The organism is Paenibacillus aceti (genome assembly GCF_003614185.1).
Taxonomy (GTDB): domain Bacteria; phylum Bacillota; class Bacilli; order Paenibacillales; family Paenibacillaceae; genus Fontibacillus; species Fontibacillus aceti.
This window is the reverse complement of sequence record NZ_KZ987724.1, coordinates 342,258-359,680: the sequence shown is the minus strand read 5'-3', so window position 1 is coordinate 359,680 and position 17,423 is coordinate 342,258. Positions and strand designations below refer to the sequence as shown.

Below are 17,423 nucleotides of genomic sequence, written 5' to 3'. Positions count from 1 at the left end.
AGTTAGTAGATACTCCATAGCAATACGTTTACTATTTTCTTATACAATTATGGTCAACTCCTTATGCACATAAAACCCTTTCCGAAACATATTTTCTGTATTACCAGTCTTAAGTGTAGCACGGTAATCTTGACTATTTGTAAATAGGGATACGTCAGAATAGGTCTCATACCACTGACCCACTTTCACCCATTCGGGGGATTCTGACACTTCGGAAGGATCGAAGCTATCCCTGCTAAACTGACTGGGATCTGTGGCATTTAATACCCGGAACTTAAATTTAGTTCTGATGAAACTGGTACCATAATAATCATAGATTGTTGTAGGGTCTGGGAATGCATACCCTTCAACAATTAATTTATTTTCTTTTACAAAACTCGTATATTTTTGAGAACCTGCAGGGTTAATGTAACCATTGTGTCCAAGCAACTTAAATAGATTATTGAAATATATGCTATAGTTAAAAGTTCTATAATCAACATTAAGAGCTAGCTTGTAATACTCTTTTACATTCTTCACAATTCGATCTAACTCGTCTTTTGTAAATCTGTCTCCAAACTCTGTAGCTGGCGAAGTACTTGTCATATGATAGATCTTATACTTTCCAATCTTATACACATTATCAGGAGTATCACTCATAAGAATCCATTCGTCAGAGTTTTGATTAGCACGCAACTCTCGGCCCCAGCGATCTAGTGTCACAGTGCCATTATCAATCTTACTTTGATAATCTGGGCTAGTGATATTCACCGCACTCCATGCACCGTCCCACTTAACTTCAGCATTGAGAGTTTCACTCACAAAGCGAAGAGGAACTACTACACGTCCTTCTTTTTTAATAGCCATCGTATCGAGGATGATTTCACTACCGTTCACCGTAACCTTCTTCGAGCCAACCGGCATAACAATCGTATTTCCCTTATGAATGATAGTTACGATCTGTTTCTCATTATCCCACTTAACATCGGCCCCTAGCTTCTCACTAACGAAACGAATAGGAACCATTGTGTTACCAGCATTGTCGATATACGGCTCTGTATCTGGTAGAGTAACCCTCTTACCATCTACGATAAGATCAATAGCCAAAGAAGGCTTTTGTACAGGCGGCAAAGTCGCTGCACTCGCCACACCAACAGAGGTAAATACGGTGGTACCAACAATAATTGCCATCAACGTTTTCTTAAACATATTTATCACATCTCCTTTTAGACGTTTTGATCTATTGCTAATTTACCGAAATACTTCTTCGAATACGGCCATGACTTCTTTGTTCTCATAAGGCTTTGTATGATTGTATGCACATGCGCGAATATGCGGGATATGCGGAATAATAATTAGTTTCGCAAGTAACGGATCGATTGATAGGTCGTACATCATGCGTACCGGATCAATCGGCGGATCGATGAGAATCACTTTCTTCGCAATATTCTCTTCCGTGAAAGATTCGATGGTCTGCTTCAATAACTTCGTTCCCCGTGTCGTGCCATCTGTGATGAAATGAACAGACAGTGCGGAAGGTGCAAGATGACTGAGTAACTCCGATTGTCCTGCATCTAGAATTACATGAATATGCGCATAATAATTCAATCGCGTCTTCAATTCAGCGACGACCTCATCGACACGCTCCAACGTCTGATTCAGATTCCCTTCAACACAGACCAATTGCTGCTCCAGCCGCTGCTCCAAGAATGTATCCAGTGCCATCGGCTCCACGCCATACTGCCGTAACTTTGAATCCCCAGTGAGGTCGAGCAACAGTGTATTCTGACGGCGCGATACTACGCCCGCCCACGTTAATGCTGTAGCCGTACGACCCGTATCCTCAGGTCCAACGAAGATCCGCAGAGAATTTTTGATGATACTATCTACGATCACCACATCTTCCACACGCTGCGATAAGAGCAAATTGATTCTGCTGATATTCGATAATCGTCGCATCTTCCTCACATAGCTTGAACACAAGATTGATCTGGCTCTTAATCTTCTCTTCCATAATGGACAACGATACGCGATTCTGCTGCAAGTCTCCTAATATCTTCGTCGTCAGCGCTCCAATATTCGAAGGGGTGAAGATTGGTTTCAGCGGATTCATCACCGCATTAATATAGTCATTGTTCGACGGCAGCTCCTCTTCGAATTGTTCGAGCAATCCATTCACGCTCTGATCCATCGCTTGATAGACTTCGATGATTCCCTTCGATAATTCCATGAGCTCCCAAATCGTTCTTCTGCTGTGAGCGATGTATTCTTGAAGACATCGATAATCTGTTGATCGAGCAGTTCCAGCATCTTCATCAGACTCGCGTATTGCGTATTCTCAACCATCAACTCGCGTAGAATCGTATCTTTCTGCAGTGACTTTTAATGTACCGTAGAAGTATACCTTCTGATCGAAGTATTGCCGAAATCCACTTTTATCTTTCCACCACTCAGCATCTCGTATTTCTTCCAAACTGTAATGAGGACCACTTTTCTTCTTACCTCCAGAAGTTACATTGAAGTAAGCTGAAAAAAAGACTGGATCGCCCTCTTTAATATCCTTAAAGATATCCCGTGCCTTAAGGATATCTTGGATGTATTTGGCCTCCATCTCATAGATAGTTCTAGTTTTTGTTCCTTCAGATTTACTTGTCTTCGTCATCTTCTTTTCTTTAAGCATCTGCTCTAAATCTAACTGAATATATTCTACTTCCTTCTTACCTGACATAGGATTACATTTAGCTGTAAGGGGCTTAGGATTACCACCATGATCGTCACACTTCTAATCTTTTCTTATAATCCATCCTACCGATACGTAGCGTATACCAGTGGTGTCGAGAGCTTCATAATGCAGGTCTCCATATTTTGGATCGTTTGGATCCTTTATAAAACTCAGACCTAGCGATCCTGTTCCAGATTCCCCATTATTAGATCCTCCAGATGCTCCATATACCGTATTCGTTAAAGTACTGATTATGAGAATTATGCAAAGCAATATGTTTAATATCTTCTTATACAATTACTTCAACTCCTTGTGAACATAATACTCCTTTACAAACATATTTTCTGTAGATCCTATTTTTAAAGTAGATTGGAAATCTTGATGGTTAGTAAATAAAGATACATCAGAATAAGTTTCGTACCATTGACCTTTCTTAACCCATTTAGGAGATTCTGAACTAGCAGATGGATCAATACTATCCATGTTAAACTGACTATAATCATTTGCATTTAATACTCTGAACTTAAACTTAGTTCTCATGAAGACCGTGCCATGAAAGTAATATAAAGTAGTAGGATCTGGATATGCATATCCTTCTGATATAACTTTATTTTGTTTAATAAAGTTTGCTGTGTTCGTGAAAGGGGTAGGATTTAAATATCCATTACTACCTTGAAGTTTAAAGGATTGCTGGAAGTAGTTGGTAGGATTAATGGACCTAAAATCTACGTTCAGAGCTAACCTATAGTACTCCTTTATATTCTTCACTATGCGGTCTAGATCTTCTTTACTGAATAAATTATAATAATCCTTTGCTGGTCTCTGTGTGTCCGTATGGGTAATCTTATACTTTCCAATCTTATACACATTATCAGGAGTATCACTCATAAGAATCCATTCATCAGAGTTTTGGTTAGCTCTAAGCTCACGACCCCAGCGATCTAGTGTTACAGCACCATTATCAATCTTACTTTGATACTCTGGACTTACGATATTTACCGCACTCCAAGCTCCATCCCATTTAACTTCGGTATTGAGAGTTTCACTCACAAAACGAAGAGGAACTACAACACGACTCTCTTTCTTAATCGCCATTGTATCGAGAGTGATTTCGCTGCCATTCACAGTGACCTTTTTCGATCCTACTGGCATTACAATCGTATTCCCCTTATGAATAATAGTTACGATTTGTTTTCCATTATCCCACTTAACATCGGCCCCTAGCTTCTCACTCACGAAACGGATAGGAACCATCGTATTACCAGCATCGTCAATATACGGCTCTGTATCTGGTAGAGTAACTCTCTTACCATCTACAATGAGATCAATTGCTAGGGACGGTTTCCGTACTTCAGGTAAAGAAGTCGCTGCACTTGCTACTCCAGCAGAGGTAAATACAGTGGTACCAACAATAATTGCCATCAACGTTTTCTTAAACATATTTATCACATCTCCCACTATAAATTAATGTTTTCTTTCATTTGCTCACGTTTTCTTAGAATCTCAAACACGATGTTCTCAAGAGATGGGGATATCATGCTGTTATGACATATTTTTCTCGAGGAACCGGTGACGGGAATAAAGCCTGGAACACATTTTCCAATCTGTGGATGGTACCTATGATCGCACCTTGGATATCCACAATTCCCTCGACGGTTTACCCTCCCATGTCACACTGGGTCTATGCCCTCACATTCCTTCGTTCTACCTCTCAAGGGGTGGATGCCGCTTCTTGCTCCTTTACTGGGTCGTTGCCCTTATGATGAAAAATCTGCGGCTACTCCGTGCTTCTGTTTGTCGCGTTTGAAGTCTAAGCACTGTGAAGCAAGATGAATCGTTAATGTTTGAATTAAGCAACCATCTGTAGCTGAGACTGGCGTACCGGTCCCAATACGTCATTTGCATTGTAGCGTATCTGTTTTGTTCCCAACGTATGCAATACTCGAATGAGTTTTCCACATAAGGCTACAATAGATTGTTTCTTCTTTAGCGGGTTCTGGGCTCGTTTCGTGTAATAGTGATGCAGCGCTTTAAATTCTGTATTTTTTGCCACCATGGGCATCATCGCACGGAACAGTAAAGCTCGAAGTCGAGACCGTCCCCGTTTGGTAATCGTGGACTTCCCTTTCTTCTTCCCAGAACTGTTCTCCCTTAGATTAAAGCCCGCAAGCCGTATAATCTGCTGACTATGATTATATCCTTTGAGATCGCCTACCTCGGCCAGAAATCCAGCCAATGTTACGACTCCAACCCCAGGAACCGTTAGCATTTCTTCCGAACCAGGGATCTGTTCAAGCAGTTCTACCACCTGTCTCATGATGTCGTCTATCTGCCGAGTAAACAAAGTATGCTGCTCCAGCAAGTTCTTCAATTCAATCTTGGCTGCCATTAAACCCTCTGTGAGGCCGATAGAGTCCTGAGCTGCTTGAACCAGTTTCTCTGCTCGCTTCATGCCAACCGCCCGTTTAACCTCTTGTTTCCACCGTTTCAAAACTGTGAAAGCTCCAAGTGTTACAATTTCTTGCGGGGTAGGAAATTCTGCAAGCGTGATGAGAGAGGCTTTTCCTTCCCAGTCAGCAAACACGTTTTGATATTCAGGAAAGAACCGGTCGAGCCAATTTTGAATCCGTCTTTGGACTTGACCCAGGTTTAACATAACCTTTTCTCGATGATTCATGAGGATGCGTAAATCCGCATAAACGCTCTTTGGAAGCCGGGGCTCCGAATAATGGCCGTTACGAACGAGATCTGCAATAACCTTGGCATCCTTGTAGTCGTTTTTCGTTGGTGAATTGTCTTCAAGTTCTTTACTCTTGCTAACATGATGAGGGTTTACGATAACTAGTTTAATGCCCTCATGCTGTAGAAACTCAGCCAGGGTAAACCAGTAGTGTCCGGTTGGTTCGATGCCGAAGATGACGTCAGTCTTGGCATGTTGCCGTTGAAGTTCCTTCATCCACGATACTAGTTTTAACAAACCTGAACGGTCGTTTTTAAATACACAATCTTTTCCCAATTCGATCCCACGAAAATCGATCCCGCGTGCTACATGGGTTTCTTTGGCGATGTCTGCACCGATAACCAGTGTATTTTCGGTAATTTGTTCAATACGTTGATTCTGTTTCTTAGATTGTTTATACTTCATATTGAGCGTCCTCCTTCTAACTTAGGGAATGAATGTCGACCATTCGGAACCCAGCATACAGGAGACGCTCTTTTTATTCAAACCTCAAATTAATTCATTACAGGAATGGCTCCTTTTAGACGTTTTGATCTATTGCTAATTTACCGAAATGCTTCTTCAAATTACGGCCATGACTTCTTTGTTCTCATAGGGCAACATTCCCCATGAGTCTCTAATATTTAAGCCTAATAACTGAGGGAACTTTTCTGTTTCTGCTTTTCTTTAATTGAGTTCAATACTTCACCTCTGACTACATTCCATGTTTTTACAAAAACCAGAATAACAATATCATTATTAGATACTTAGAATCATGTCTTACGACCTGGATCACTCGTCATAAAGCAAAAAATAATACCAATGTACCAAGTGTAGTATGCTTGCAATTAAAAGAGAATAGCGTAATATGTCTAGTTTTGTCACCTTTTGTTGAATAGTGTTTATCAAAAGCAGAAAAAAACCTCAGCTCTATGTTAATTGAACTGAGGGAACTAAAGAATTTTTGTTTCGCTACTGACTGTGAATTAATTATTCTGTTAGGACAATTGAAAAGCCTGCAAAAATGCAGGAATTTAGCAATTATCCTCCACCAAGGGAGTAAATTCCTGCGTAAATGCAGGCTTTTTCTCTGAATTAGCTAGATTTCTACTGAAATGGGTGAAAAGCCTGCACTTTTGCAGGAATTTCCTCGAAACATGTATTTTTGAGCTAAAAGCCTGCATTTTTGCAGTTTTGGGGTGTTTTAGGCTAATCAGAGATAAAAGCAAGAAGAAATGTTCAAAGAGGAGGTCATAATACCCTCCCCTCCTGAAACCCTGGATGAATCTTCCCGCATACAATTAAGGTTAATTAAAGGTTCGGTTGTTAAGATAGAGGAGAACAAGGAGGTAGATGCGTGAGAATACTGATCGTCGAAGATGAGAAGCCTCTGGCTGAAGCCGTAGCCCAGGTTCTCAGAAAGAACAATTATACAGTCGATTTAGCTTATGACGGTGAATATGGGCTGGACTGCGCGATATCGGCCATTTACGACTTCATCATTCTTGATATTATGCTTCCGAAAATAGACGGTATCACGATCCTCAAAAAAATCAGAAAGCAGGGGATCTCTGTTCCTGTGGTTCTTCTAACCGCAAAGGGAGAGACAGAGGATACTGTAAACGGGTTAGATAGCGGTGCGGATGATTATATTGCCAAGCCATTCAAGTCCGAGGAGCTGCTTGCTCGCCTCCGGGCGCTTAGCCGTCGCAAGGGCGAGTTGATCCAGGATGGTACATTGTCTTACGGAGATATTGACATTAATCCCAATTCACTCGAATTATTTTGCGGCAGTAAATCGTACAAGCTCACTTTGAAAGAATTCCAGCTACTAGAGCTGCTTATCCATATGAGAGGCATGGTTGTATCCAAGAATACCATTATTGAAAAGCTGTGGGGATTCGACGGCGAAGCTGAAGATAATAACGTGGAGGTCTATATTTCTTTTTTGCGAAAAAAACTAAATCATATTCAATCTGAAACCTCGATCCACACGATGCGCGGGGTCGGCTATGTGTTGAAATCTCAAGGTGATAGACATGTTTAAGCGATTACGGAACAAATTTATCCTACTGAATATGACAATCATCACGATCGTCATGATCTCAGCCTTCGCGATCATTTACATGATCACCTACAGTAATATTCAGAATGAGAACCAAATCAAACTGACTAATATCGCGGTGTCCCCGATCATGATGAATTCACTGGTGAAATCAGATGATAGCAACACCAGCAGGGTATTTGTCGGGAAAATACCGAATGATTATGCTTCCACTTTCAGTGTCTTAGTCGGTGAGGATAACCAATTACTGAATGTTCACTCTTATCTGGATTTACCCGAAGGGATCTATGCACAGGCAACCCAGCTTGCCACCGCTTCGAATAAAGAAAGCGCAGTAATCTCGATCGATGGCCAACGTTGGCTTTTCAAAATCAATGCGATGAATGCCAACCTTATTATCCGGGGAAAGAGCGGTGTCACCCAAGCACCCGTATTAGAACAGATTTATTTCATGGATGTAACTGAATCATACAACATCCTTTCCCAGCTTTTGCTCACCTTTGGCGCTATCAGCATCGTAATGCTGTTTGTCATTTTCGGTATAAGCCTGTTTTTTGCCCGCCGTGCCATTAGACCTGTAGAAGTCGCCTATGAGAAACAAAAGCAGTTTATCGCAGACGCTTCGCACGAGCTGAAAACACCGATCGCTGTCATTCATGCCAATGCCGAGGCTTTGTATGCCAATAAAACAGCAACGGTCGAGAGCCAGCAGAAATGGCTGGATTATATCACCGCCGAGACCGATCGAATGGGAAAACTCGTCAGTGACCTATTGTATCTAGCTAAAACCGACAGTGAAGCTGTAAATCGTGAGCTTGCCCCTTTTAATATCTGCCATGTCGTTACCGATGTGCTACTCGCGATGGAAGCTGTTGTTTTTGAAAAAGGAATAACCCTCTCCCAGAACATTGAGCCTGATCTCATCGCCAACGGAGTTCCTGATAAAATTAAGCAAGTCGTCATCATACTGCTGGATAATGCCGTAAAGTATGTAAATGAAAACGGGAGTATCAATGTGACGCTGAGAAAATCCCGAAATCATATACTCTTTTCTGTGAAAAATACAGGGCGCGGCATTCCGAAGGAGAGTCTGCCGAAGCTGTTCGATCGTTTTTATCGTATTGACCCTTCCAGGGCTCATGACGGGGGTTATGGTCTTGGACTATCCATTGCGAAAGCCATCATAGAAAATGCAGGTGGAAAAATCTATGCCTCAAGCGTTGAAGGAGAAAGCACGACCTTTGTTTTTGAATTGAATTAGAAGAATATACTCTTGCATAGCCTTCGGATCGTGATCCGGGGGTTTTTTTGTTGCCTGTATTTACGATTTAAGGTTGGTTAAAGGTTCGTCCTTTTAAATAATCAATATGAATTCAATAAGGAGGAAATTTGATAGTGAAAAAAAATCTTACTAGCGTCATGATCTTTATACTGTCCGCTATTATTCTAGCTTTGGGCATCTGGCAGCTCATCCTGTACATCCCGCCACAGCTGGAAATGCTGGACAATGCCGTTACACAGGGCGCTACAGCGGAACAAACATCCGATTACTACTGGCATGAGTTTATACCTCAGGTGCTGACTTATGCCATTACCTTTCTTGGCTTTGCAGCGGTTTTATTTACTGCTGGTATGCTTCACTTAAGACTTGCTGCGAATCAGCCATCCGACCCTCGTCGTAATATGTCCTGGCCATTCCAGCCCAATGCTTCGGCGAACGACGAGCTGGATGATTTATTTGAAGAATTTGAAGTTATCGATGCAGAACCTGAAAAATAAAAAGTGCAAAAAGGAGCTTGTAAAGCATGTATATCTTGCAAAATGCACTAAAAAATTTGGTGCGAAACAAAGGTAGAAACCTGATGATCGGCGCGATTATTTTTTTCATCATTTTGACAACCGTTGTGTCTTTAATTATTAACAATACCTCTTCGGCAGTGATTGAGGATTACAAGGAGCGTTTTGCCTCAGAGGTGTATATTACGCCCGATATGCAGAAGGTCATGGAAGAAGCACAGAAAAACTCTTCGGACGGCAGAGTCATGGTCAAAAAGCCTGAGATTCCTTCAGAGCAGCTATTGCAATTCGCCAGCTCGGAGTATCTCAAGGAAAGTCTTGCAACAGGTTCGGTTGCAGCAAATACCTCTGAGATTGAAGCGATTGACCAGGATGACTCTAATTCATCGGGGGCAGGCACTACATCTATTGTCGGTGGAGGCGGCATGATGAAAGGTCCCGGAATGAATGGGAATTACAAGCTGATGGGAGATAGCTGGGAGGAATTTAACGAAGGACTCCGAAGCCTTGAAAGCGGCAGATTACCAGAAGCGAACGGCGAGGCTGTAATCAGTGGCGAGCTTCGTGACCGCAACAACATTAACCTCGGGGATGCAATAACTTTTACGGCCAATATGAGCGTTGAACCGCCCTCTGATCTGAACTCCGACAATGTTCAAGAAGGCGATAAGGTAACCGTGGAGGGGATGGAATATACCGTGTCTCTATCGGGAATGGGAACTGTCCGTTTACAACGTGAAGTGTCTTATCCATTAACCGTTGTCGGTGTTTATAATGACATGACCGATGAATATGCCAATGACAATATGCCTAAATCCGCAGGATTTAACAGGCGCAACGAGGTGCTGACGACACTCGACACATTAATTGACCAACGCCAGGCTAATGAGACCGGAGTTAATGTGAATGTGACCTATTATCTGAAAAGCCCTGATATGCTGGAGCCATTTGAAGCAGAGGTTAGGGAAAAGGGACTTTCTGAGCTTTTCAATGTGAATACGGACACAGCATCCTATGAAAAAGTAGTAAAGCCTGTAGAGGGATTAAAGAGCATTTCCATCACATTTATGGTCGTCGTCATCATTCTCGGCTCGATTATTCTTCTATTGCTGGCCTCGATCTCGATCAGGGAACGCAAGTATGAAATTGGTGTGCTTCGTGCTATGGGGATGAAAAAAGCGAAGGTGGCCCTTGGACTCTGGTTTGAAATTCTCACCATCACCTGTTTTTGTCTCGTCATAGGATTAGGTGTGGGTACGGTAGCTGCACAGCCTGTATCCGACATGCTCCTGCAAAATCAAGCTGAAGCGGCTTCGCAAGCAGATAGCGGAGGAAATATGATGATGGGCCCTGGAGGGATGCAATTAGGCGGTGCACAGCTTGGAGGAGCACAGACGAGTGCAATGCCGCTATCCGAAATGAAAATTTCACTCGACCTGGTTACGATCTCGGAGATTATCGCCATTTCCATTCTACTGGCTTCATTTGCCGGCTTAGTCTCCATCAGTAAAATCACAAAGTATGAGCCCATCAAAATACTCATGGAAAGGAATTAGGTGATAGTCCAATGAGCGTACTTACAGTAAAAAATGTCTTCTACAGATATGAAGGTACGAAGAAGAATGTTCTCAAAGGAGTGAATGCCTCTTTTGAACCTGGAAAGGTCCATACCATCGTCGGCAAGTCTGGATCCGGTAAGTCGACTTTGCTTTCTTTGATTTCCGGGCTTGATGTATGCACCGATGGAGCCATTATGCATAACGATCAGGACTTGAAAAAGCTCGACCGTGACGAGTACAGAGCTAAAGGAATTGGGGTTGTATTTCAGAGCTTCAATCTCCTTACCAATGCAACCGCCATAGAGAACATTGTGCTGTCCATGAATATTAACGGAAGCCCCGAGAAGGATAAAAAAGCCTATGCTTATGCTTTACTTGAAAAGGTCGGCATCGACAGAGAAACGGCGGACAGAAAAATACTGAGGTTATCCGGTGGCGAACAGCAGCGTGTTGGTATTGCCCGGGCAATTTCACATAATCCCGATATTATCATCGCCGACGAGCCGACAGGCAATCTGGATAGTACAACAGAGGAAGCTATCTTGGATATCTTCACTTCGCTTGCTCATCAGGAAGGAAAATGTGTCATCATCGTTACCCACTCCAAGAAGGTAACCACCATAGCTGATGTCATTTACGGGATGAGCGAGGGGAAACTAGCGCAGATGAAACAGAAATAAAGCTTAAGAGGGGGCTGCTCTTCAAAAGTTGATGTACCAACTTGGGGACGCCCCCTTTTGTGAGGGTCAAAATGTTGCCCCCCCTACTTTGATCTGCTACTCGGACACTTTTGACCGTTAGAGTTGATTCTTTGGAATGTCGCCCTTGTAACGGACAACAATGTCCGTTACAAGGGGATTAGGTCGCAAAAACCATATTTTTTGCTTCTAATGGTCAAAATTGTCCGTTAGAAGAGCCAAGTTGTTTTTTCGTTGCTCTAACGGTCATTTTTGACCGCTTGATACGTGCGATCATGTTAGCAAGGCATCTGTAGGTGCTCATCTCTTCAACCTCTGCGAAGAACACTATTCCAAAGCTTCCGTTCAATTGGTAAATTCCAAATGGCGTTAATTCAAATCTTACTGCGCCTGTCTCTTCATATAAACTGGTTGTTGTATTTCGCGATCATAACAGCAAACTTCAGGAGTTCGTGATTGATTTCATTTAATTCATACCATTGTCTCATTTATTATTCCCCCACTATAGTCCTTCTCTCACAATTTGAAGTAGTTCTTCCTTCAGCTTCCTTGACCCTAAAAATGCCTGAATCCAAATCATCAAATCCCCAATTGATATATGAAGCATCATAATCTTCTTCTCCATAGCAATTGAATTTTTCCTCGATAATTTTCAAGTCATTCAGCTCCTGGTCTTATGATTTTATGTTCTTATGCTTTACGTCAATTTCTAATAACATTGTTCTATTCACAAATAAGACCCTGCCATTAGATTTCTCCTATCCTAGGCTGGGTCTTGTGTTGTCTGAGCTTCTCCAAGCGTACCAGTCAACAGAATGTTATGCAAACAGGATCTCGAACTATGCTAGTACGCAAAAAATGAGAATATCGCTTTCATTTTTTAAGAAGTCGTAAGCGACAATGCTGGCTATAATCAGTGATAAAGAAATTTACAAACATTATGGAGGAATCCGTTATGACGAAATGGATTGGACTGCGAGAGCTTGTCCGGCACGAAATACAGCAGCGTGGAGAGGAAGGCTGCCATGTAGCAGGTTTCATGGAACGACTGGAAGCAGTCGATATGGATGAAGCTCAAATTATGGAGCTATATCATGAATTAATGGCACTGGAAATAAGCCCTGAGTTTAAGTATATCGAGCCATCAGATTTGGAAGCGATTCGTGATGAACGCCCTGAAGGACCGCGTACGATTCATCGAGATTGGGACGACGAAGTGTGGCAAGACAAGTTTTATGGTGCCTGGCTTGGCCGTGCAGTCGGTTGTGCATTGGGCAAGCCCTTGGAGGCTCCATCCTTCATGCAGGGATCAGCAGGCAGACCCGGCTGGCATAATATTAAGCTCTGGTTCGAAGGCGCCGAGCAATGGCCAATACGCCACTACACACCAAGCAAATCGACCGCAGAGGCTCAATATGACATCGAAATTGCCCACTGGAGCAGTCTGGCCAGCTGCCGAGACCATATCCGCTTTATGGAGACGGATGATGATATTCGTTACACCGTGCTGGGATTGCTCATGCTTGAGGAGCGCGGTCTTGAGTTTAACTCCTGGGATGTCGGCAAGATGTGGCACCATCGCCTATCCTTCGGTCAGGTGTTCACGGCTGAAGCACAGGCATACCTGAATTTTGCCCGAGTCACTTCGCATATTAGCGGCGATCAGCCCGATGACTGGGAGAAGCATATCCAGTGGGTACGTTCCTATTTGAACCCTTTCCGGGAATGGATCGGTGCTCAAATCCGCGTAGACGGCTATGCATATGGCGCTGCTGGCCAGCCTCAGCTTGCTGCTGAGCTTGCTTGGCGAGATGCCTCTTTCTCTCATGTGAAAAATGGGATCTACGGTGCCATGTTCTGCTCGGCGATGATTGCAGCCGCATTCGTTGAGAGTGATGTGAAGCGGATTGTTGAGATTGGGCTAAGTGAAATTCCGCAGCACAGCCGTCTGGCCGAAGATATTGCACTGGCGGTTCAAATTGCTGAGGAAACCCCAGATCAGCTTGAACTGGTAGAGAAAATTTGGGATGCCTTTAAGCACTATCACTGTGTTCATACGAATAATAATGCCGCATTATGCGCGGCTGCGCTCATTCATTCCGGCGGTGATTTTGAAAAAGGGATTACTACAGCCGTTCTTGGTGGCTGGGACACCGATTGCAATGGTGCCACCATCGGATCCATCCTTGGCGCTTCGCTTGGAGCGTCTGTGCTGCCTGAAAGCTGGATTACGCCACTGAACGATACTTTATATGCAGATATCAGCGGCTTCCACCCGATTGCCATCTCAGAATGTGCTCAAAGAAGCTATCATGTTTTCCGGAAACTTCAGCAGTAAACATGTCTGTTGTACCGACGAGGAACGACTATAAGAAAAGCAGCTCTTATTGTATACTTGCCTTATACCATGATTCATGTCAGGGGGCGATGGCAAATGAAGCTGCATATCACATACGATCATCCGATTCCGATCAACGCTTTCGAATGGACGCCAGCTACGAATCGACAGTCGCCCCATATGCATTCAAGTCTGGAAGTCGGCCTCTGCCTGTCAGGCAAAGGCTGCTTCTTCTTCGGCAGCAAACGCTATACGGCCAGTCCTGGCGACTTATTTATCGTCAACAACGAGGAGCATCATATCGCTCAATCTGACCTGGAGGATCCAAGCCGCTACCTGTTTATTAACTTTGATCCTGCGCTGCTGTTGGCGGAGGAGCCAGGTCTTTTATTGCCCTTCTCCTATCGTTCTACTCATTTTTGCAATCATATTGCCGGCAGCTCGCCCCTCGCAAGGGAGCTTACGCCCTGGATCCTCGCAATAGCGAAGGAGCTTCGCGAGAAATCGCCCGGCTATTTGGCGATGGCGAAAAGCTCGCTTATTCAATTATGCGGCCGCCTGCTTAGACATTATAACGAGCGGCTTAGTGATGACGAGCGGCAGGTGATGGTACAAACGGTTCGTCAAGCACAATCGTTAGCCACTTTGGTGGAGCGGCGGTTTCATGAACCGCTGAGTTTAGTGGGGGTGGCGGATGAGCTGGGCATAAGTGCATCGCGCCTCAGCCGTGCATTTCTGGAAACGACCGGATACCGCTTCTCTGATTACCTGTCTTTGTTACGCGTCCAAGCCGCTAAGCAAGCATTGACGGGGACAGATAAAGCAGTAACCGAAATCGCATTTGAATGTGGCTTTCAAAGCTTGCCAACCTTCTACCGGGTTTTCAAAGACATTACTGGCATATCCCCCGTGACTTATCGTCAATCTATGGGGCTTGGGCGATGAGTAATGTGTAACCAAACAAACGCCCCAACCATAGATAGCTCTTATCTATGGCTAGGGCGTTTGTTATCTGGGCTTCTTCTGCGTCTCACCCTACTTCCGCCACTTCATGAATCGGTAATCCAGCAGATCCACCAGCAGAAACAGAATGAAGCCGACCAGGCTAAATAGCAGGATCCCGGCGTACATTTGCGGATAATCCAGTCTGAGCCAAGCATCCATAATGAAGAAGCCCATACCATGCTCAGTGCCATAGATTTCCGTAAAAAACAGAACCGATATAGCCGTACCCAGCGAGATGCGGATCGTGCTGAGGATCACAGACAACGCGCCGGGCAGGGTGACATGCCAGAACTTCTGACCAGGCCCTGCGCCAATGCTTGTCAGCACATCATAGGTATTCTCTGGAATGGCTTTTATTCCGTCCCGTACGGATATTATTATCTGGAAAATCAGGATCAGCATTATCATAAGAATCTTGGAGGTTTCGCCAAGCCCGAAGAATAGCATAACCACGGGAAGCAAGGCGATTTTGGGTACCGGATATGTCAAATACACCACTGGGTCCAGTAGCTTGTTCCAAAGCGACGAACGTCCCATCAGAAGTCCGATCAGCAGACCGATGATCAGCGCTAACAGAACTCCAGCAAATATCCGCATCAGACTATAACCGACATTCACCACAATATTCCCAACGCCGAGCTGTCCCATTGCCTGATAGACCCTCAGCGGACTGGGCAGCATTGGATGATGCACCAGCAGATACAACGCGTACCAGACTACATGCATCCCGAAGAATACTAGTAATAATCTTGAAATATAGTTGAGTCGTCGTTTAATCACCATTTTGCCTGCATTACCTTTCTGATTCTCTTGATCTGGGCAAAAAAGGCATCACTGGACCGCTTCTCCCCATGCTCCAGCCCGAATACCGTCCCATTGTCAATAATCTCCGGCGCATCACGCTTGTTCGACGGGAGTACAATAATCTTCTGCCCTAGCAGAATGGCCTCATCCACATCATGTGTCACGAACAGCGCTGTGGTCGGGTTCGCCTGCCAGTGCTCCAGGAACAATTGCTGCAGCGCTTCTCGCGTAATGGCATCTAGCGCTGAGAACGGCTCGTCCAGCAATAAAATAGAGGGCATAATCGCAAATGCCCGCGCAATGGCAACCCGCTGCTGCTGCCCCCCGCTTAGCGACAGCGGATAACGGTCTGCTAGCTCCTGGATGCCCATCGCCGACAGCCAGCGATCAATTTGCGCCTCCTGGGACCTCCGATCCTGCCCCTTAGGATGGGCAATCTTCATGGCCACCCTGATGTTGGACTTGACTGTCTTCCAGGGCAGGAGACCGTAATTTTGCGGCACCAGACCAATCAGAATGTCCTGCTCGCGCAGAGACTGTCCATTGAACAACAGCTCTCCCCGAAATTCCAGCAGGAGGCCAGACACAGCGCGCAGTAACGTGGATTTCCCGCTCCCGGATGGCCCGAGAATGGTGTAAATCCCGTGCTCTGGCAAGGTGAAATCCACTCTCCCAAGCGCCAGCTCCCCGCTCTTGTATTCAACTTCAAGCTCCTTTACGCACAGTCCGTTATTTCTTGAACTGGACATCGGATATTACCTCTTCAGGGGTGATGTCTTTCGTCAGCAGACCTTGCTCGCGAGCCCAAGCAAATGCCGACTCGACCTCTTTCACATCGACCTGATTAGCTGGAATGTAAGCCGGTACCTCAATCTGGTCCTTCAAGGTTTCCGGATAGCCCACTTCCTTGATCACCAGGTCAATATAATCCTTCTGATCATGGGATTGCATGTAGGCAACCGCCTCATCATAGGCTGCATACATTGCGCGGATCGCCTCTGGCTTAGCATCAATCACACTCTGCGGGAAGGCCAGCACGAACGGATTCACCTGAGCCTGATGCGTGGAGCTAAGCACCCGTAAGCCCGCCGCTTTCCCCATTGTAACGAACGGCTCCGGCAGAATTGCGGCGTCCGATTTATTATTTTTCAGCAGCTCAAGCCGGGTTGGAATTTGCGGTACTTCCGTGATATGGATATCTTCCTCCGTTAGTCCAGCCTGCTTCAGCATCATGGCAACAGTGTACTGCGTGGAGGTATTCTTGGACAAAATTACGTTTTTGCCCTTCAAATCCTTCACATCCTGAATTTCGTTATTTCCGGTCAACAAATCAAATTCCCCAAAGGTTGTACTTGTGATTTTTACATCTAATCCTGCTTCATTATAGATCGAAATCGCAACCAGATCGGCGCTTATCCCGTCAACCTTCCCCGCCTGAAAAGCCACATCGCGGTCTTTAGCGCTTTTGAATGTCTGGATGTTCAGATTCACCCCATGCTTCTGATCAAAGCCCTGCTCATGGGCAATAACGAACGGAATCTCATCAATCGAGGGCAATAGGCCCAACGTTAACTCCGGCAGTTCAGCTGCTGTACTCCCCGCACCACTTGTATTGGCATTATTCGTCTTACTCCCACATGCCACGCCTACTATACTAACGACAAGCACCAACGCCATCAGCATCATCATTTTTCTAGTTGTCTTAAACTTCATGGTTCTCCCATCTCCTCTATCTGT

The 17,423-nt window shown here is 44.6% G+C and carries 17 protein-coding genes; 7 read left to right on the top strand and 10 right to left on the bottom strand.

All coding sequences use genetic code 11. The features are described from left to right. Positions 1 to 39: 39 nt before the first annotated feature. The 6 genes from BFJ94_RS01570 to BFJ94_RS01540 form a co-directional block, all read right to left on the bottom strand. Positions 40 to 1,188 (bottom strand): copper amine oxidase N-terminal domain-containing protein, encoded by a 1,149-nt coding sequence (locus BFJ94_RS01570; RefSeq protein WP_120460567.1) that lies wholly within the window; start codon positions 1,186 to 1,188, stop codon positions 40 to 42. A gap of 42 nt (positions 1,189 to 1,230) precedes the next feature. Further along, a complete protein-coding gene (locus BFJ94_RS01565; RefSeq protein WP_205571015.1) occupies positions 1,231 to 1,938 on the bottom strand; it encodes a hypothetical protein in 708 nt (235 codons plus the stop codon). Continuing rightward, on the bottom strand, positions 1,862 to 2,209 hold the full coding sequence (locus BFJ94_RS01560; RefSeq protein WP_120460562.1) for a hypothetical protein: 348 nt from the start codon (positions 2,207 to 2,209) through the stop codon (positions 1,862 to 1,864). Before BFJ94_RS01560 ends, BFJ94_RS01565 begins: the two co-directional genes overlap by 77 nt. Before the next feature lie 108 nt (positions 2,210 to 2,317). Then, on the bottom strand, positions 2,318 to 2,707 hold the full coding sequence (locus BFJ94_RS01555) for a hypothetical protein (RefSeq protein ID WP_120460560.1): 390 nt from the start codon (positions 2,705 to 2,707) through the stop codon (positions 2,318 to 2,320). 291 nt (positions 2,708 to 2,998) lie between these two features. Then, positions 2,999 to 4,141, bottom strand: a complete 1,143-nt coding sequence (locus tag BFJ94_RS01545; RefSeq protein WP_120460556.1) for a copper amine oxidase N-terminal domain-containing protein — start codon at positions 4,139 to 4,141, stop codon at positions 2,999 to 3,001. Positions 4,142 to 4,550: 409 nt separating this feature from the next. Further along, on the bottom strand, positions 4,551 to 5,846 hold the full coding sequence (locus BFJ94_RS01540) for an IS110 family RNA-guided transposase (RefSeq protein WP_120460554.1): 1,296 nt from the start codon (positions 5,844 to 5,846) through the stop codon (positions 4,551 to 4,553). Between the two features lie 931 nt (positions 5,847 to 6,777). Between BFJ94_RS01540 and BFJ94_RS01535 the strand changes: the two genes are divergently transcribed. The 5 genes from BFJ94_RS01535 to BFJ94_RS01515 all read left to right on the top strand — a co-directional run bounded on the left by BFJ94_RS01535 (position 6,778) and on the right by BFJ94_RS01515 (position 11,521). Continuing rightward, positions 6,778 to 7,467 carry a response regulator transcription factor gene (locus BFJ94_RS01535; protein ID WP_120460552.1) on the top strand — a complete coding sequence of 230 codons (690 nt, stop codon included), beginning with the start codon at positions 6,778 to 6,780 and terminating at the stop codon, positions 7,465 to 7,467. Beyond that, positions 7,460 to 8,746 (top strand): sensor histidine kinase, encoded by a 1,287-nt coding sequence (locus tag BFJ94_RS01530; RefSeq protein ID WP_120460550.1) that lies wholly within the window; start codon positions 7,460 to 7,462, stop codon positions 8,744 to 8,746. The genes BFJ94_RS01535 and BFJ94_RS01530 overlap by 8 nt, the downstream gene beginning before the upstream one ends. 134 nt (positions 8,747 to 8,880) lie before the next feature. Next, positions 8,881 to 9,264, top strand: a complete 384-nt coding sequence (locus tag BFJ94_RS01525) for a hypothetical protein (protein ID WP_162944115.1) — start codon at positions 8,881 to 8,883, stop codon at positions 9,262 to 9,264. Between the two features lie 26 nt (positions 9,265 to 9,290). Continuing rightward, on the top strand, positions 9,291 to 10,838 hold the full coding sequence (locus tag BFJ94_RS01520; protein WP_120460546.1) for an ABC transporter permease: 1,548 nt from the start codon (positions 9,291 to 9,293) through the stop codon (positions 10,836 to 10,838). A gap of 11 nt (positions 10,839 to 10,849) precedes the next feature. After that, positions 10,850 to 11,521, top strand: a complete 672-nt coding sequence (locus BFJ94_RS01515) for an ABC transporter ATP-binding protein (protein WP_120460545.1) — start codon at positions 10,850 to 10,852, stop codon at positions 11,519 to 11,521. A 509-nt stretch (positions 11,522 to 12,030) separates the two neighbouring features. Here the strand turns inward: BFJ94_RS01515 and BFJ94_RS25285 are convergent. Beyond that, positions 12,031 to 12,195 (bottom strand): hypothetical protein, encoded by a 165-nt coding sequence (locus tag BFJ94_RS25285; protein ID WP_162944113.1) that lies wholly within the window; start codon positions 12,193 to 12,195, stop codon positions 12,031 to 12,033. A gap of 299 nt (positions 12,196 to 12,494) precedes the next feature. Here BFJ94_RS25285 and BFJ94_RS01510 point away from each other — a divergent pair, with 299 nt between their 5' ends. Both BFJ94_RS01510 and BFJ94_RS01505 read left to right on the top strand, forming a co-directional pair. Beyond that, positions 12,495 to 13,877, top strand: a complete 1,383-nt coding sequence (locus tag BFJ94_RS01510; RefSeq protein ID WP_120460542.1) for an ADP-ribosylglycohydrolase family protein — start codon at positions 12,495 to 12,497, stop codon at positions 13,875 to 13,877. Positions 13,878 to 13,973: 96 nt separating this feature from the next. Then, entirely contained in the window at positions 13,974 to 14,822 is an 849-nt protein-coding gene (locus BFJ94_RS01505; RefSeq protein ID WP_120460540.1) for a helix-turn-helix transcriptional regulator, read from the top strand. Positions 14,823 to 14,912: 90 nt separating this feature from the next. On the opposite strand, the gene BFJ94_RS01500 is transcribed toward BFJ94_RS01505, so the two are convergent. Genes BFJ94_RS01500 through BFJ94_RS01490 form a run of 3 tightly spaced genes read right to left on the bottom strand, consistent with a single transcriptional unit; the run spans position 14,913 to position 17,399 of the window. Beyond that, complete coding sequence (locus tag BFJ94_RS01500; protein ID WP_120460538.1) at positions 14,913 to 15,665, bottom strand: ABC transporter permease; 753 nt, start codon at positions 15,663 to 15,665, stop codon at positions 14,913 to 14,915. Further along, positions 15,659 to 16,435, bottom strand: a complete 777-nt coding sequence (locus BFJ94_RS01495) for an ABC transporter ATP-binding protein (RefSeq protein WP_120460536.1) — start codon at positions 16,433 to 16,435, stop codon at positions 15,659 to 15,661. The genes BFJ94_RS01500 and BFJ94_RS01495 overlap by 7 nt, the downstream gene beginning before the upstream one ends. Further along, complete coding sequence (locus BFJ94_RS01490; protein ID WP_120460534.1) at positions 16,416 to 17,399, bottom strand: ABC transporter substrate-binding protein; 984 nt, start codon at positions 17,397 to 17,399, stop codon at positions 16,416 to 16,418. The genes BFJ94_RS01495 and BFJ94_RS01490 overlap by 20 nt, the downstream gene beginning before the upstream one ends. Positions 17,400 to 17,423 lie beyond the last annotated feature (24 nt).

What these genes read in the sequence shown, in the direction of transcription:
- BFJ94_RS01570 (WP_120460567.1), bottom strand. Translation starts at nt 1,188, where the DNA reads ATGTTTAAGAAAACGTTGATGGCAATTATTGTTGGTACCACCGTATTT.
- BFJ94_RS01565 (WP_205571015.1), bottom strand. Translation starts at nt 1,938, where the DNA reads ATGCGACGATTATCGAATATCAGCAGAATCAATTTGCTCTTATCGCAG.
- BFJ94_RS01560 (WP_120460562.1), bottom strand. Translation starts at nt 2,209, where the DNA reads ATGGAATTATCGAAGGGAATCATCGAAGTCTATCAAGCGATGGATCAG.
- BFJ94_RS01555 (WP_120460560.1), bottom strand. Translation starts at nt 2,707, where the DNA reads ATGTCAGGTAAGAAGGAAGTAGAATATATTCAGTTAGATTTAGAGCAG.
- BFJ94_RS01545 (WP_120460556.1), bottom strand. Translation starts at nt 4,141, where the DNA reads ATGTTTAAGAAAACGTTGATGGCAATTATTGTTGGTACCACTGTATTT.
- BFJ94_RS01540 (WP_120460554.1), bottom strand. Translation starts at nt 5,846, where the DNA reads ATGAAGTATAAACAATCTAAGAAACAGAATCAACGTATTGAACAAATT.
- BFJ94_RS01530 (WP_120460550.1), top strand. Translation starts at nt 7,460, where the DNA reads ATGTTTAAGCGATTACGGAACAAATTTATCCTACTGAATATGACAATC.
- BFJ94_RS01520 (WP_120460546.1), top strand. Translation starts at nt 9,291, where the DNA reads ATGTATATCTTGCAAAATGCACTAAAAAATTTGGTGCGAAACAAAGGT.
- BFJ94_RS01515 (WP_120460545.1), top strand. Translation starts at nt 10,850, where the DNA reads ATGAGCGTACTTACAGTAAAAAATGTCTTCTACAGATATGAAGGTACG.
- BFJ94_RS01510 (WP_120460542.1), top strand. Translation starts at nt 12,495, where the DNA reads ATGACGAAATGGATTGGACTGCGAGAGCTTGTCCGGCACGAAATACAG.
- BFJ94_RS01505 (WP_120460540.1), top strand. Translation starts at nt 13,974, where the DNA reads ATGAAGCTGCATATCACATACGATCATCCGATTCCGATCAACGCTTTC.
- BFJ94_RS01500 (WP_120460538.1), bottom strand. Translation starts at nt 15,665, where the DNA reads ATGGTGATTAAACGACGACTCAACTATATTTCAAGATTATTACTAGTA.
- BFJ94_RS01495 (WP_120460536.1), bottom strand. Translation starts at nt 16,435, where the DNA reads ATGTCCAGTTCAAGAAATAACGGACTGTGCGTAAAGGAGCTTGAAGTT.
- BFJ94_RS01490 (WP_120460534.1), bottom strand. Translation starts at nt 17,399, where the DNA reads ATGAAGTTTAAGACAACTAGAAAAATGATGATGCTGATGGCGTTGGTG.